A 16722-nucleotide genomic window follows, 5' to 3' on the forward strand; every position below is an offset into this window, starting at 1 on the left:
TGGTTCACGTAGCTCACAATGGGGCACCTCTGAGTTATCAAGTGCTGAGTGTGATAAGGCTTAAAATGTTCTAATGTGTTTAGCTCTTAACTTGCTCCGGTAATTCTTCATAGTTAGGAACATTATCTAAATTTTTAGTCCAGTTTGCACAACGACTAACAAAGATTTTAGCGGTTGGCTTCATTGAAATTGGGGTATCTAGGCTACCTGCGGGAACTACTACACTGTCAATACTTTCAGCAATCGTGGGAAGGGCAGACCCACATTTTTGACAAAAGCTTTTTGCATGCATTGAATTTAGATGCTGGTAGGTTCTAACGTCATTTTCACCTTGCAACCAAGTTAACGTGTTCGCTTTAGCAAATAGATTAGCAGCATGAGCGGAACCAGTATCCTTTTGACAACGAGTACAGTGACACAAAAAGAAAGACTGGAAATCACCTGATAGCTCATACTTCACTTCACCACAAAGACATGAACCTCGATGTTTATTGGTCATGAAAGCCTCCTTACTTTCGATTACACATGTAGCTTCATAAAGAAATGTGCACCGCCACCAAATCAGTGGCGGCAAGTCAACACGCATTAATACTCAACCAAAATTATATTGAATCATTAAAGAAACTTGATCAAACACGAGGGAGCGGGAATGTTATGAGTAAAACTGACCTTCCTCCCTCCACTCCCACGGGTATATGCCGCCATCTCGTCACTACAGCCTCTTACCGTTACAAAATCAGTAAAGACAAATGGCCCGTTTTTCACTACAATACGCGACCTTTCAGCGGTGACGGATCACCCAGTATGAAGAATGGCGCCCAAGGCGCAGAAAAGTTCATACTTATCGTTTGGGATCCCTGTTTTTTTGTATAGATGAGGTTCGTGAAGATGGCCGGTCACGACAATATTTTTGCGGCGCCGATAGACAAAATCGGTGATTTTACGTTTGACGAACGCGTAGCCGAAGTGTTCCCGGATATGATCCAGCGCTCGGTACCGGGCTACAGCAACATCATTTCAGCCATCGGTATGCTTGCCGAACGCTTCGCCAAGCCGCACTCAAAAGTGTACGATTTGGGCTGCTCGCTGGGAGCGGCAACCTTGTCAATGCGTCGCCACATCCAGCAGGAAGGCTGTGAGATCATCGCTGTCGATAACTCCAGCGCTATGGTGGAACGCTGCCGCCTGCACATCAATGCCTACCGTTCGGACACACCGGTCCAGGTCGTGGAAGCCGATATCCGCGATATCGAAATAAACGATGCCTCGGTGGTGGTACTCAACTTTACCCTGCAGTTCTTGGCACCCGATGATCGCCAAACCCTGCTTGAGAAAATCTATGCCGGCCTGCGTCCGGGCGGTATTTTGATCCTGTCGGAGAAATACATCTTCGACGATGAGCGCGCCCATGAGCTGCTTATCGACCTGCACCACGACTTCAAGCGCGCCAATGGTTACAGCGAACTAGAAATCAGCCAGAAGCGCAGCGCCATTGAAAATGTCATGCTGCCAGACAGCATCGACACCCACAAGCAGCGCTTTGAAAAGATTGGCTTCACCAGCTCGGAAGTCTGGTTCCAATGCTTCAACTTCGGCTCGATGTTTGCCATTAAATAAGGTTTCTAATGTCTATCTTTACCTTTGCTGAGTTTTATCAGCTTCTCGCCCAGCATGAAACACTGCGCCCTTGGCTAAATACCCTGCCTCAGCAACTGAGTGACTGGGAAGAGAAAGCCCACGGCGACATGGCCCGCTGGATGCGTGCCCTGAAGAAATTCCCAACCGACAAGCCAGACATCATTGACCTGAAAAATGCGGTCAGTGTACGCAATGAAGACGGTATTGCCGACGGTGAGCAAAAGCGCCTGGAAAGCCTGCTGCGCCTACTTCACCCGTGGCGCAAGGGCCCTTACGAAATGCACGGCATCCATATTGATACCGAGTGGCGCTCAGACTGGAAATGGGACCGCGTCCTGCCGCACATCTCACCGCTAAAAGGCCGTACGGTGCTGGATGTCGGCTGTGGCAACGGTTACCACATGTGGCGGATGCTGGGCGAAGAAGCCAAGCTAACCGTCGGTATCGACCCGTCGAACCTGTTTCTGATCCAGTTCGAGGCAATCAAACGCCTGATGGGCATGGACGACCGCGCCTACCTGCTGCCGCTGGGTATCGAACAGCTGCCAGAGCTGAAGGCTTTCGATACCGTTTTCTCAATGGGTGTGCTTTACCACCGCCGCTCACCGCTTGATCACATCATCCAGCTCAAGAACCAGCTGCGCAAAGACGGCGAGCTGATCCTCGAAACCTTGGTGATTGACGGTGACGAGAACGATGTACTGGTGCCGACCCACCGCTACGCCCAGATGCACAATGTCTACTTCTTCCCGTCTGCCAAAGCGCTGAAGGTATGGATGGAAAAATGTGGCCTTGTTGATGTGAAGATTGTCGATGAATGTGTCACCACCACTGACGAGCAGCGCTCAACAGGCTGGATGACCAATAATTCCCTACCGGAATATTTGGATCCTAACGACCCATCGAAAACGGTCGAAGGATACCCAGCACCTAAGCGTGCCGTGCTAATTGCACGAAATCCTGACTAACTACTGACAAGGGGGTGCTGTTCGCATCCCTTTTTGTAAGTTAAAATATTGCCGCCTAAGAAAAAATTAGAAGTACCTCCGGGAGACATAATGCTTCGCCGCTTTGTACCATTACTGACCTTTGCCATCCTTTCAGGCTGTAGCCTTACCCAGCCACAACAAGACCATGAGCAAACTATGCAAGCGATTAACGTCATGGAAGATCGTGTAAATTTCCAGCTTGCAACCATGATCAAACAAATTGATGACCAAAACGCTAATATTGACAAGTTAGAGAAGCAAATTTCTACCCTGTCGGATGATATGAGCCAGCGCTATACGGATTCTTCCCTGCTGACTTATTCCGAAGAGGAAGAAGAAGCGACTCCTATCCCACTTATCATCGATAACGATCCCCGCGTTGCCCACGGCAAGGTGATTTTGGGAGAAGAAGAGTGGGTATGGCTGGACGCGACCCAGAGCTTTTACAAAGCCCGAATTGATACTGGCGCAACAACGTCATCGGTCAGTGCCACTAACATCCAGATTTTCGAGCGTGATGGCAAGGAGTGGGCACGTTTTAACATGAACCACACGTCGGATGAAAACCCGAGCGAGGCAGATATTGTCGAGGCTCCAGTGGTTCGTTGGGTCAAAATCCGCCAAGCCAGTGCTAACGGCGTAAATCGCCGCCCGGTCATCGAAGCATGGGTAAAACTCGGCCAGCTTCATGAAAAAGCACAATTTACTTTGGCAGATCGCACTCAAATGACCTATCCAGTATTATTAGGGCGAGAGTTTTTCAAAGACATAGCGCTTGTTGACGTAGGTAAAAAGTTTGTTCAGGGAATGAATGAACAACAAGTACAACAAAACTAATAACAAATGATGAGGACGTCATGACATCAAGAATCCCGTTTTATTTTCTTATTACCCTGCTAGTCATCGCAGGGGCGGCACTGAGCATGTACCGCCACGATGTCTACGGGGTGCCATGGACGCCGGGTGAAGAACGCGCGCTGTGGGAACTCGAAGCTCGAATTGAATTCGATGCGATTGGCGATCCGGTTAAAGTCTCGATGGCCGCGCCGGAAACCCAGCAAGGATTCACGCAAATCGATGAGAGTACCTCATCACCAGGTTATGGCGTCGCGCTGATCGATACCAACAAAGGCCGCCGTGCCGAGTGGTCTATCCGCGAAGCGACCGGGAAACAGATCCTTTACTATAAGACCCAGATGCTGGTCGATGATCAGGCAAGCTTCAATATGGTACCGCCGAAAGGTGATACGGTTGCGGTCAGCCTCGATAATCCACAGCAAACAGCCGCTACAGCTCTACTTGACCAAGCCCGCAGCCTGTCTTCTGACAACGTTACCCTGGCCCGTGAGCTGATCAAGCAATTTAACGACCGCAATAACCAGAATGCGGCTTTGTTACTCAACAGCCTGAGTCGCGAGCAAGCGATTATCAACCTGCTATCACTGGAGAAAATCCATGCCCGCATCGTCGGTGGCCTGCAACTGGAAGATGGCCGCCGTCGCCAGAGCATTACCCCAATGGTCGAAGTATGGGGTGGCGAAGTTTGGGAGCTGTTTGATCTGCAGACCGGCGAGGAAGGCAAGCCTGACAACATCCTGCTATGGAACCAGCAAGGTCACTCTCTGCTAGATGTGATCGGTGGCCGTAACTCCAATATCAGTTTCTCGATCATTGCCCAGGATATTACCCCGCAGCAGGCAACCCGCGAGAAAGTTCAGGCCGAAGACCTGCTGAACTTCTCGATTCACAGCCTGCCGGTTGAAGAACAGGCGATGTTCAAGACCATCATGCTGGTCCCTATCGGTGCCCTGATCGTCGTATTCCTGCGTATCATCGTCGGCCTGAAGACCTCGGGTACCTTCATGCCGGTTCTGATCGCCGTCGCATTTGTTCAGACCCAACTGGTTACCGGTATCCTCGGCTTCCTGTTGATTGTCGGTACCGGTTTGGTGATCCGTAGTTATCTCTCTAAGCTCAACCTACTATTGGTCGCGAGGATATCCGCGGTGATCATCACGGTTATCATGATTATCTCGGTCTTCACCGTTGTTGCCTTCAAGATTGGTTTGGTGGAAGGCCTGTCGATTACCTTCTTCCCGATGATCATCCTATCGTGGACCATCGAACGTATGTCTATCCTATGGGAAGAGGAAGGGGCAAAAGAAGTCTTGATCCAGGGTGGCGGCTCGCTGCTTACCGCGGTATTCGTCTACCTTGCGATGACTAACCCATTGATCCGTCACCTGACATTCAACTTTATCGGTATCCAGCTGATCATCCTGGCGTTGATCCTGATGCTGGGTAACTATACGGGCTACCGTTTGAGTGAGCTACGCCGCTTCAAGCCACTAGCGGAGGACTAAACTATGTCACTGTTTTCACAGTTTACGTCCCCGTTCAAGCTGCGCGAGCGCGGGATCATGGGAATGAACCAGCGCAACCACAGCTACATCGGTCGCTATAACGACCGAAGCCTGTATCCGCTGGTTGATGACAAGCTCAAAACCAAGCTGATTGCCAAACAAGCCGGGGCTACGGTTCCGGAATTGATTGGCGTTATCGACAGCCAGGTCTACGTTAAGCGCGTTCATGACATGGTGAAAGACTGGCCGGGTTTTGTTATCAAGCCCGCCCAGGGCTCGGGTGGTAAAGGCATTCTGGTTGTGGTCAAGCACAAGGATGGGATCTATGTAAAACCGTCCGGTGCCGAAATGAACAAGCAGGATGTCGAACGCCACATCACCAACACCTTGGCGGGCCTGTTCTCGCTCGGAGGTAAGAACGACGTGGCGATGATCGAAAACCTGATCCAGTTTGATGATGTTTTTGATGGTTTCAGCTACGAAGGTGTGCCTGACGTACGGGTTATTGTCTTCAAGGGCTACCCCGTGATGGCGATGATGCGTTGCTCGACCGCCGCTTCTGATGGTAAGGCCAACCTGCACCAAGGTGCGGTCGGTGTAGGTATCGATATTGCCACCGGCAAAGCAATCCGAGCGGTACAGTTCGACCAACCGGTTGAACGCCACCCAGATACCGACCGACTGCTGAGTGAATTGGCAGTACCCAATTGGCACAAGCTACTAACCCTAGCCTCCAGTGCGTGGGAGATGACCGGCTTGGGTTACATGGGTACTGATATGGTTCTGGATAAGGTCTATGGACCTATGGTACTTGAACTCAATGCCCGACCAGGCTTGGCTATCCAGACCGCCAACGGCGCCGGCCTGTTGCCTCGCCTGCAGCATATCGAAAACCTTGGCGTGCCTTCCAAGCCACCGACGCCAGAAGAGCGAGTCGCCTACGCGGCAGACCAATTTGGTGTAAAATCAAAGTTCTAGCGCTTGCACATTCCCAATCAAAATCAAGCCCCAGCCCCTAGCTGGGGCTTTTTAATTCAGCTGCTATGTGGCAATAATAGGCTAATTCACTTGCGCAAAGGATTCTTCATGCAGCCCGCTAAATCAGATAGTTCAGCTCACCCTCAGCCCGATCCCTTATTTGATCAGCATATTGACCGCTCCCGCAGCAACAGTATCAAATGGCAGAAATACCAAGGCCGAGATGTGCTGCCGATGTGGGTCGCCGACAGCGACTTCAAGGTGCCACAGGCGATCACCGATGCTCTGCATAGCCACGTCGATCACGGCATTTTCGGTTATGGTAGTGCCCCAATAGCACTGACCGAACTCATTGTCGAGCGTATGCAGCGGCTCTATCAATGGCACATCGAGCCGGAGTGGATTGTGTATTTACCGGGATTGGTTTGCGGTATTAACCTCGCGGTCCGCTCAGTTTGTGGCGAAGAACAAGGGGTTGCCTGTCCGAGCCCTATCTACCCACCGTTCAGATCATCGGCCAAGCTGGCCAAACGTCCTTTGAGCAAATTACCGGTATTGCTCGATGATCAACGCTGGCTGATGTCACTGGATGAAAAGGCTTTATTACCTGACACACGGTTACTTCTGTTTTGCAATCCGCTCAATCCTGGTGGCACGGTATACCGCAGAGACGAACTGGATGCGGTTGCTAACTTTGCCAAACAACAGGATTTAATTGTTTGCTCGGATGAAATTCACTGTGATTTGCTCCTTGAGCCTGACTGCCAGCATATTCCCTTCGCCAGCCTCAATGAGGATGCGGCACAGCGCTCGATCACCCTGATCGCACCAAGCAAAACCTTCAACATTGCCGGCCTCGGCGCTTCTATGGCGATTATTCCCAACCCGACATTACGGCGCGAGTTTGTCCGGGCCAAAGCGGGCATCGTACCGGACGTTAACGTTCTGGCATACACTGCCGCCCAAGCCGCCTATGAACACGGCCAGCCTTGGCTCGACCGACAACTTGCTTATCTGAAGCAAAACAAAGCCACTGTCGAACAGGCCATCAATAGCATGCCCTACCTGACTCTCCATCCTATTGAAGGCACATATCTGGCCTGGATTGACGCTACGGCACTGCCTGTACCTTCGCCGTTCAAATTCTTTGAACAAGCTGGGGTGGGGCTATCGCCCGGTGCTGATTTCGGCAATCCCGGCTTTGTTCGGCTTAATTTTGCCTGCCGCCATCAAACATTATTGGACGCACTCGGTAGAATGGAAAAGGCCGTTACTACATTGCAACAGGAAGAGATGGCTAAACAGTAGCCAATTGATCACCATCGCTCTTTTTTTATTAAAGATATTACGGGCTGTACCGATACAAATCCCATCACACTGATTTGTTTTCTCGGTACAGCAATTAATGCAAATTCACTCACTCGACAAAGCGCAGCTGATCAATGAAGTTCAGCTAGGCAGCCAGCTCAGCCATGCGGTTGAAGGCGGGCGTCGTGCTGATTTTGCCCTGATGCTGGCCCTGCTCTCTCCCGAGCAGTTGGAAACCACGCCGGTTGATGCTCTGCCTTCAACTGGAAAAACAGAAAGTGAGCTACGCGCTTATTTCGAATTGCCCGAGCCCCAGCCGTTAACAACGACTGAGAGCAGCTACCAAAATGCCGCCCAACAAGCCCAGGCTTTCCATGAAAGCGGATTGGCTGATGCGCGCCTACTCGATAGCCTCAAGCCAACCCCACTCACCTACCCGCCACAAGGCACCAAAGGCATGCCGGAAGAGGTATACCATAACCTGTCAGGCCATGAACGCCGCCTGCTGCCACCTTCCGAGGATGCCACCATCAAGGCATCCCCCCAGGATCTCTACCTGTCACTGGTCCAGGCCAAGCGCTTCGCCGAAATGTACGGTATCTGATCTCGCCTAGCTTGGTGATTTTGCCTAATTTTTCAGTCAAAGAGAGCCAAATTACTGGCGAATATATTGACAAAGGTAGCAATGTCGAAATTATTTCGTGACCGCCTTCATAGCTTTGTCACCTTGATGCTGCACAGTGATCACAGTTCACTAACATTTTAATGCTAGGTCGCGAGTTTGGGGGAGTATTCACAGACATGTACTCTTGGAATTTTGTAACCTAAGTGCATGATTTGTAAGTTGGCTTTTTGACAGTAACAATGTGTCGGCCACCTGATAAAGGAAGAGCTATGAATATCGCACATTCAGTCATTCTCATCACCGCGGCAGGCAGCCCCTTGGGGAAGTCCCTTTCGCTCCATTTTGCCTCCCTGGGGGCAAAACTGGCGTTGGTCGATGAACGCCAACATGGTCTGGGCCAGACCCTTCAGGCCTGCCAGGCAGTAGGGGCGACATGTCAGTCCTATCTCATTCCAGACCAAAGCGAACAAACAATAGGGACACTGATCGACAATATCCATCAACATTTTGGCAGGATCGAAGTGTTGGTAAACTGTTGGGTTGATTCTGCCCTGCCTTCGTTGTTGAGCCCCACTTCGGTCGATCAGTTCAGCCGCTCGATGAATGAAAAGGCAACCCCTTTCTTTACCTTCGGCAAACAAACCGCTCATTACATGCGGGATCATAACTGCCACGGGGTTATCATCAACCTGGCTGCCAATGAAGACTGTTTGCACACCTCAGTCCATTCTGGCTCTAAAGCCATTGTTTCGGGCTTAACCCAAAGCTGGGCCAAGGAATTGGCAGAGTTCAATATCCGCGTTGGCGGCGTGGTGCCGCTCACTATCGAGCGCCCATGCAATAGCCACCATCATAAACTCAGCTCCCCCCTGCAATACGAAATTGCCCGCAGCGCCGAGTACATTGTTGCCAACGATTATTTCAACGGCAGGATGATTGAAGCCGAAGTCAGCTGATCGCCTCTTCTTCCCATCAATTTTTCTTTCACATAAGTTCTAAACGAAAAAAGCCCGCCAAAGTGGCGGGCTAAATAGGTAGTCTAAAGTGCGCTAGCTAAACAATGATTAAGCTTCTGCTTTCTCTTTTTTAGCTTTTGGTGCTTTCACTGCTTCCTGGTCTTCTTTTTTCTTGATAACCGTTGTGCCTTCGAAAGTTTCACCTTCAACAAACGCCTTACCGTAGTAAGAAGCTAGTAGAACTTCTTTCAGCTCAGCAATTAGAGGGTAGCGTGGGTTCGCACCAGTACACTGGTCATCGAACGCTTCAACCGCTAGCTCATCAAGCTTCGCTAGGAAGTCAGACTCAGCGACACCCGCAGCCTGGATAGACATTGGGATTTCTAGGTTAACTTTTAGCTCATCCAACCATGCTAGTAGACGCTCGATCTTCTGTGCAGTGCGGTCACCTTCCTGAGATAGGCCTAGGTGGTCAGCAACTTCTGCGTAACGACGGCGTGCCTGTGGACGGTCGTACTGAGAGAATGCAGTCTGCTTAGTTGGGTTATCGTTCGCGTTGTAACGAACAACGTTAGAGATTAGCAGTGCGTTCGCTAGACCGTGAGGTACGTGGAACTCAGCACCAACCTTGTGCGCCATTGAGTGACAAACACCTAGGAAGGCGTTGGCAAACGCGATACCGGCGATAGTTGCTGCGTTGTGTACTTTCTCACGTGCGATTGGGTCGTTAGCACCGTTCGCGTAGCTTGATGGTAGGTACTCTTTCAGCATCTTAAGAGCCTGTAGAGCCTGGCCATCAGAGTATTCGTTCGCAAGAACAGATACGTAAGCTTCTAGGGCGTGAGTTACTGCATCGTAACCACCGAACGCTGTTAGCGACTTAGGCATGTTCATCACAAGGTTGGCATCAACGATAGCCATTTGTGGTGTTAGCTCGTAATCCGCTAGAGGGTATTTAGCACCAGTCTTGTCATCGGTAACAACCGCAAACGGAGTTACTTCAGAACCTGTACCAGAAGTAGTAGTGATACATACTAGTTCAGCTTTCTGACCCATTTTCGGGAACTTGTAGATACGCTTACGGATATCCATGAAGCGCATTGCTAGTTCTTCGAAGTGCGTTTCTGGGTGCTCGTACATAACCCACATGATTTTCGCAGCATCCATTGGTGAACCACCACCTAGAGCTAGGATCACGTCTGGCTGGAAGCTCTGCATTGCAGCTGCACCTTTCTCTACAACAGATAGAGTAGGATCGGCTTCTACATCGAAGAATACTTGAACTTCAATACCCTGAGCTTTTAGTAGCTTAACTACCTCATCAGCGTAACCGTTGTTGAATAGGAAACGGTCAGTTACTAGGAATGCACGTTTCTTGCCTTCTAGGTCGCCAAGCGCGATTGGCAGGCTACCACGACGGAAGTAGATTGACTTAGGTAGTTTGTGCCACAACATGTTTTCAGCTCGCTTAGCTACAGTTTTCTTGTTGATAAGGTGCTTAGGACCTACGTTCTCAGAGATAGAGTTACCACCCCATGAACCACAACCCAGTGTTAGAGACGGTGCAACATTGAAGTTGTACAGGTCACCGATACCACCGTGGGTAGTAGGGATGTTTACAAGAATACGTGCAGTCTTCAGCTTGTCGCCGAAGTAGCGGATGCGGTCTGCATTCACGTCTTGGTTAGTGTAAAGACCAGATGTGTGGCCGATACCACCGATCTCAACCATAGTTACCGCTTGAGCAACTGCATCTTCGAAGTTATCAGCGCGGAATAGACCAAGAGTTGGAGATAGTTTCTCGTGAGCGAATGCATCGTCATAAGACACTTTACCCAGACCTTCACCTACAAGTACTTTGGTGTCAGCTGGAACTTTAACGCCTGCCATTTCAGCGATAGCTGGCGCTGGCTGGCCTACGATTTTCGCGTTTAGGTTGCCGTCGATAAGCAGTACTTTACGTACTTTCTCAGCTTCTGCCTTAGATAGAACGTAAGCTTTGTGAGAAGCGAAACGCTCTTTCACTTCGTCGTATACTTCGTCAACAACGATTGCAGCCTGCTCAGAAGCACATACTACACCGTTATCGAAAGTCTTAGACATCAGGATAGAAGCAACAGCACGCTTAACGTCTGCAGTTTCGTCGATAACAACTGGAACGTTACCCGCACCTACACCGATTGCTGGCTTACCAGAAGAGTAAGCTGCTTTAACCATGCCTGGACCACCGGTAGCAAGGATAAGTGCAATGTCGTCATGCTTCATCAATGCGTTAGAAAGCTCTACAGATGGCTGGTCGATCCAACCGATGATGTCTTTTGGAGCACCAGCAGCGATAGCCGCTTCTAGAACCAGTTTCGCCGCATCGTTGGTAGAGTTCTTCGCACGTGGGTGTGGCGAGAAGATGATACCGTTACGGGTTTTTAGAGAGATTAGAGATTTGAAGATAGCAGTAGAGGTTGGGTTTGTGGTTGGTACGATACCACAGATGATGCCGACTGGCTCTGCGATAGTCATAGTACCTAGGTTGTCATCCTCTTCAAGGATGCCACAGGTCTGCTCATCTTTGTATTTGTTGTAGATAAATTCTGAAGCGAAGTGGTTTTTGATAACCTTATCTTCGACAATACCCATACCTGACTCTTCTACCGCTTGTTGCGCTAGAGGAATACGTGCTTGGTTAGCCGCTAGAGATGCAGCACGGAAGATTTTGTCCACTTGCTCCTGAGAGTAAGTCGCAAACTCTTTCTGAGCCGCTTTAACGCGTGCAACCATTGCATCTAGTTCAGCCATATTAGTAACAGGCATAGTTAACTCCTAACTTAAGATTGAAAACTTTTTAGTAAGGATGCGTTCACATCCTTGGAGGTTATCCGGGAGCTATCCTGCTCGAAAAAACCGGTAACACACATACTTAGTAAATTGCTTTCAAAACTGATTATATTCTTTCACACCTCGAAAAAAATTGATTTAGATCACTTGTAACCATTTAGAGTTACACTTTGTTATTTTTTGACGCATATCACCCAAAAACAATAACCTAAGCGATTAATTTGTGACCACATCGCTTGAAGTACAGTGAAGTGAAGCTAAATCACCCTGACATCAAGCCATAACATTACGTAATAAAGCTACACAATTTGTCATATATGCATCATAACGAGAGCCAAATCACACTTTAATGAGCGTCATCATTCAGTTTTGTTTCATTAATGTAGCACGCTATTCACTCATCAAAGAGTAACCCATATCAAGCCGTTTTACAGCACCGCAACAAGATATTCATAAATTACTTTAAATAGGCTGTGATATAACTATTTTTAATTGGTGAAATACAAACGTTTGGCTTAAAGTATCGCCGATCAACAGGTTTGTACTGTTTTAATCGAAGGTTAGATCATTGGAAGAACACGCCTTGCTGACTCAGCCGCGGTTTCCCGTCACACAATTTTCCCGACCTTTGGCTACACTGAACGCCTGTTGGGCTTTAAACTCCCATAATTAGCACTAAACCCAATATGCAACCACTTGAATTAGCCATCTTTCTGCAATTTTTTGTCGGCCTGATTGCAGCCGTCAACCCGATCGGGATTATGCCTATCTTTGTCTCGTTGACAGGCCATATGAGCCCAGAGGAACGTAACAAAACGGCATTGACCGCCAATGTGGCCGTTGCTGTGATCCTGACTGTGTCGCTTCTTGCAGGCCAGCTCTTGCTGGATATGTTCAGTATTTCCCTCGACTCATTCCGTGTCGCCGGTGGCCTTCTGCTGCTGACTATCGCCTTTTCGATGATGAGCGGTAAGTTGGGTGAAGACAAACAGAACAAGCAGGAAAAATCCGAATCGATCAGCCGCGAGCAGATCGGTGTTGTTCCTCTGGCCATGCCATTAATGGCGGGGCCTGGTGCCATCAGTTCGACTATTGTTTACGGCTCGCGTTACCCGGGAATGAGCAGCACGGTCGGCATTGCACTGACCATCGTTGCTTTCGCATCGTGTTGTTGGCTGCTGTTCCGAGCCGCACCGATTATTGTTCGCTTCCTCGGCCAGACTGGCATCAACGTCATCACCCGTATCATGGGTTTGATCCTTGCCGCACTGGGGATCGAGTTCATTGCCAACGGCTTGCGTGCCCTATTCCCTGGCCTAGCCTGATAATTATGACCTGCGATGGCCTACAGGCCATCGCACTTGATATTCACTATTCTCTATTCAAGATCCGAACTTCTCTCTGCGGGAATGGAATTTCATATCCATGTTCTTGTATAGTTTCCAGAATAATCAATAACAAATCACCACCCACCCGGTTTTTGCCGTCGTCTATCCCTTCCATCCAAAATTCCACGAACATATTAATCCCAGAATCACCAAAACTGTCTATTTCACAGTCTGGCCGCTCTTCAATGGGCAGTTTATCGCCGCTCAGTACCTGAGGGTGGACGCTGACGGCCTCCTTGATGATCTCGACAAGCCGCCTGACATCAGAGTGGTAGGCGACCGAAAAATCAACTCGATAGCGCTGCCTTTTGTCTTTGTGGGTCCAGTTGATAAAGGTTTCCGTGATAAATTTATCATTCGGTACAACAATATCCTTGCCATCGAACGTTTCCAGCGTCGTCGAGCGCATGCTCAGCTCACGTACAACCCCCGATCTGCCGTCGTCAAGCTCAACAAAGTCACCGATGGACACCGAGCGGTCCATCAAGATAATGACGCCGGAGATAAAATTAGAAGCAATGGCCTGAAGGCCCAGCCCGATCCCCACCCCCAAGGCACCGCCAAACACTGCCAATGTCGTCAGGTTGATCCCCATTATTTTGAGTATCAACATGAAAACGACGAAGAATATCAATATTTCAAATGCCTTTGCCACAACCTCCCGGGTGCGCTCATCCAGATCTTCCTGGTGGGAGATGAACTCCCTGCCCGTTTTGCTACTGATTCGACCGAGCCAAAACAGCAAAGAGCCAAAAATAACCAGTCGAAACACCGCATAGGCCGTGATGTGGATACTGCCAATCTGGATAGCAATGGCATCGAGAATGGTGATCAAATCATCCAGAACGCCCAGCATGTGGAGAAACAGGAGTGGCAGGCCCACCCAGCGAAACACTCTCGCCACCAATTTATGCTTGATGAAATTGCGGGTGACCGAGTAAAACAACAGCAAAACAGCCACCGTTAGGGCCGCTTGCATTAATCCCCCCTGTAACACCGCGTTATCAAGGATGCCAACCAAGACACGCAACAAAAAAATGGCCAGGATAGGAAATATCAGCCCGCCCATTTTTCCGAGGAACTGTCGTGTCCGACTGTCAGTTGCCTCGCTGATGTCACTATTGAATACAGGGACATATTTTCTGATTCGATTGGCAATCAGATACGCAACGGCGTATATAACAATCACCGCGCCAATTTGAATGTAGGTACCTGGCTGGACAAATGCAGCGGCCACTTTTTCCATCTGTTGGTCGGCTAGTTGGGACCAGTTCTCCATCGTCATCCTCCTGTGACATCTTCATAAAATATAGAGCAAATTTCATCGAAGTCGCGTATGAGTGGCAGGGGATGTTGGGACATGGCAGATACAAATCAGTCGACCTGAAACAAAAAAAGCCGGAGTTTTCACTCCGGCTCATTTAATTCAAAGAAGGTTATTCTTTATTTACGGCGCCAAGTCGTACCTTGAGGGCCGTCTTCCAGAATGATGCCCATCGCGGTCAGCTTGTCACGGGCTTCATCAGCTGCAGCCCAGTCTTTCGCAGCACGGGCATCTAGGCGCTGCTGGATAAGTGCTTCAATTTCAGCGACGTCTTCATCTTCACCTGCACCACCTTGTAGGAAAGCTTCCGGCTCTTGCGCCAACAGGCCAAGTACATCAGCCAACTCACGCATGCGGGCACCCAGTGCAGAAGCGGCATTGATATCTTCCGCTTTCAGGCGGTTGATCTCGCGCGCCATGTCAAACAACACAGAATAAGCCTCTGGCGTATTGAAGTCATCGTCCATCGCTTCTTTGAAGCGTGCAATGAACTCATCACCGCCTGCGGCAGCAACAGAAGTATCTAGGCCACGAAGCGACGTGTACAGGCGCTCAAGGGCAGAACGCGCCTGCTTGAGGTTGTCTTCGCTGTAGTTCAGCTGGCTGCGGTAGTGGCCAGACATCAGGAAGTAACGCACGGTTTCGGCATCGAAGTAGCCCAGCACATCACGGATAGTGAAGAAGTTACCCAGCGATTTAGACATCTTCTCGCGGTCAACCATTACCATGCCGCTGTGCATCCAAGTATTCACGTACTGGGAGCCAGTTGCACAGCAAGACTGAGCAATTTCATTCTCGTGGTGCGGGAACTGCAGATCTGAACCACCGCCGTGGATGTCGAAATGATCACCCAGGATAGCCGAGTTCATTGCAGAACACTCGATGTGCCAGCCCGGACGGCCTGCGCCCCATGGTGATTCCCACGTTGGCTCACCCGGCTTGGACATTTTCCAAAGCACGAAATCAAGCGGGCTGCGCTTGGCTGTTTCGATATCGACACGGGCACCGGCCTGAAGCTGATCAAGATCTTGCTTAGACAGCTTGCCGTATTCGTCGAACTTGCTCACTTCGAACATCACATCGCCATTGTCCGCCACGTAAGCGAAGCCGCGTTCAATCAGACGCTCACACATTGCAATAATTTCAGCAATGAATTCCGTCGCACGCGGCTCGATATCCGGACGCTTCATGCCAAGCGCATCGAAGTCTGCGTGCATTTCACCGATCAAACGCTCGGTCAGTGAATCACAGCTTTCGCCATTTTCCGCTGCACGCTTGATGATCTTGTCATCGATATCTGTGATGTTACGAACAAAAGTCAGATCGTAACCCGAGTAACGCAGGTAGCGAGAAACCACGTCGAATGACACAAATGTACGACCGTGACCAATGTGACACAAATCGTAGATGGTAACCCCACAGACATACATGCCAACTTTACCTGGCTGGATGGGTTTAAATTCCTCTTTTTGTCTTGTCAGTGAGTTATAGATCTTCAACATGTCTCTTCAATACTCATTTGGTGGGGTTACAATTCAAGAAGGTAATTACACCTTTATTGGCCGCCCATAGCAAGGAAAATCACGCCATCGGGACGATTCTGCAACAATATCACCAAGGATACAGCCGCAATCGCTCAACCTCTGCGACCATGGTCCATGGTGCCAAGCCTTCGCACATATTCTATAGTTAAGCAAAAGGTCAATATTTCGCCTATATATCACAGAGTTTGCCGTCGGCAACAGTTAATATTGACGCCTATGTTGGGTAAGATAGAATCCAACGTTTAAAGCAATCTACACCTATTTAAAGGACAAGCTCATGGTAACGCTTCACACTACTTTTGGTGACATCAAAATCCAACTAAACACTGAAAAAGCACCTGAGACCTGTGCAAACTTCCTACAGTACTGCCGTGACGGTTTCTACAACGGTACTTTGTTCCACCGCGTTATCGATGGTTTCATGATCCAGGGCGGCGGCATGGCTTCTGGCATGGAAGAAAAAGAAACTCGTGCACCAATCAAAAACGAAGCTAGCAACGGCCTAAGCAATAAAGTGGGCACACTGGCTATGGCGCGCACTATGGAACCGCATTCAGCGAGCTCTCAGTTCTTCATCAACGTGAACGACAACAAATTCCTGGACTTCAAATCAGAGACACCTGACGGTTGGGGTTACTGCGTATTTGCTGAAGTCGTTGAAGGTATGGACGTAGTAAACAAGATCAAAGGTGTGGCAACAGGTAACTGGGGCTACGTGCACCAGGACGTACCGGTAGAAGAAGTTGTTATCAACAACGTCACTATCGAAGAGTAATG

General features: G+C 49.5%; 14 protein-coding genes. 10 read left to right on the top strand and 4 right to left on the bottom strand.

Translation table 11 applies throughout. The features are described from left to right. Positions 1–79: 79 nt before the first annotated feature. Positions 80–499 (bottom strand): GFA family protein, encoded by a 420-nt coding sequence (locus R2X38_RS16330; protein WP_317523393.1) that lies wholly within the window; start codon positions 497–499, stop codon positions 80–82. Positions 500–888: 389 nt separating this feature from the next. On the opposite strand from R2X38_RS16330, the gene cmoA reads away from it, so the two are divergent. From cmoA to R2X38_RS16370, 8 genes are all read left to right on the top strand, one after another. Continuing rightward, positions 889–1617: a carboxy-S-adenosyl-L-methionine synthase CmoA gene (gene cmoA, locus R2X38_RS16335; protein ID WP_317523394.1), complete on the top strand. Its 729-nt coding sequence runs from the start codon at positions 889–891 to the stop codon at positions 1615–1617. Positions 1618–1631: 14 nt separating this feature from the next. Next, positions 1632–2606 carry a tRNA 5-methoxyuridine(34)/uridine 5-oxyacetic acid(34) synthase CmoB gene (cmoB, locus tag R2X38_RS16340; RefSeq protein ID WP_317523471.1) on the top strand — a complete coding sequence of 325 codons (975 nt, stop codon included), beginning with the start codon at positions 1632–1634 and terminating at the stop codon, positions 2604–2606. Positions 2607–2696: 90 nt separating this feature from the next. Continuing rightward, positions 2697–3464, top strand: a complete 768-nt coding sequence (locus tag R2X38_RS16345; protein WP_317523395.1) for an ATP-dependent zinc protease — start codon at positions 2697–2699, stop codon at positions 3462–3464. 20 nt (positions 3465–3484) lie between these two features. Beyond that, positions 3485–4990: an inactive transglutaminase family protein gene (locus R2X38_RS16350; RefSeq protein ID WP_317523396.1), complete on the top strand. Its 1506-nt coding sequence runs from the start codon at positions 3485–3487 to the stop codon at positions 4988–4990. A 9-nt stretch (positions 4991–4999) separates the two neighbouring features. Further along, entirely contained in the window at positions 5000–5968 is a 969-nt protein-coding gene (locus tag R2X38_RS16355) for an alpha-L-glutamate ligase-like protein (RefSeq protein WP_317523472.1), read from the top strand. 108 nt (positions 5969–6076) lie between these two features. Next, positions 6077–7276, top strand: coding sequence for a PatB family C-S lyase (locus tag R2X38_RS16360; protein ID WP_317523397.1), 1200 nt, complete (start codon positions 6077–6079; stop codon positions 7274–7276). Between the two features lie 97 nt (positions 7277–7373). After that, a complete protein-coding gene (locus tag R2X38_RS16365) occupies positions 7374–7880 on the top strand; it encodes a VC2046/SO_2500 family protein (RefSeq protein ID WP_317523398.1) in 507 nt (168 codons plus the stop codon). A 290-nt stretch (positions 7881–8170) separates the two neighbouring features. Next, complete coding sequence (locus R2X38_RS16370) at positions 8171–8857, top strand: SDR family oxidoreductase (RefSeq protein WP_317523399.1); 687 nt, start codon at positions 8171–8173, stop codon at positions 8855–8857. A 108-nt stretch (positions 8858–8965) separates the two neighbouring features. On the opposite strand, the gene adhE is transcribed toward R2X38_RS16370, so the two are convergent. After that, positions 8966–11665, bottom strand: a complete 2700-nt coding sequence (adhE, locus tag R2X38_RS16375) for a bifunctional acetaldehyde-CoA/alcohol dehydrogenase (protein ID WP_317523400.1) — start codon at positions 11663–11665, stop codon at positions 8966–8968. 710 nt (positions 11666–12375) lie between these two features. On the opposite strand from adhE, the gene R2X38_RS16380 reads away from it, so the two are divergent. Continuing rightward, on the top strand, positions 12376–13014 hold the full coding sequence (locus R2X38_RS16380) for a YchE family NAAT transporter (protein WP_317523401.1): 639 nt from the start codon (positions 12376–12378) through the stop codon (positions 13012–13014). Positions 13015–13060: 46 nt separating this feature from the next. On the opposite strand, the gene R2X38_RS16385 is transcribed toward R2X38_RS16380, so the two are convergent. Together R2X38_RS16385 and cysS are read right to left on the bottom strand one after the other, a co-directional pair. Beyond that, a complete protein-coding gene (locus R2X38_RS16385) occupies positions 13061–14356 on the bottom strand; it encodes a mechanosensitive ion channel family protein (protein WP_317523402.1) in 1296 nt (431 codons plus the stop codon). Positions 14357–14520: 164 nt separating this feature from the next. Then, positions 14521–15903 (bottom strand): cysteine--tRNA ligase, encoded by a 1383-nt coding sequence (cysS, locus tag R2X38_RS16390; protein ID WP_317523403.1) that lies wholly within the window; start codon positions 15901–15903, stop codon positions 14521–14523. Between the two features lie 319 nt (positions 15904–16222). Here cysS and R2X38_RS16395 point away from each other — a divergent pair, with 319 nt between their 5' ends. Beyond that, the gene (locus tag R2X38_RS16395; protein ID WP_039463212.1) at positions 16223–16720 is read left to right on the top strand and encodes a peptidylprolyl isomerase; all 498 of its coding nucleotides are present in this window, start codon (positions 16223–16225) and stop codon (positions 16718–16720) included. Positions 16721–16722 lie beyond the last annotated feature (2 nt).

Origin of the sequence: Photobacterium rosenbergii (assembly GCF_033022775.1) — a bacterium.
Classification (GTDB): domain Bacteria; phylum Pseudomonadota; class Gammaproteobacteria; order Enterobacterales; family Vibrionaceae; genus Photobacterium; species Photobacterium rosenbergii_A.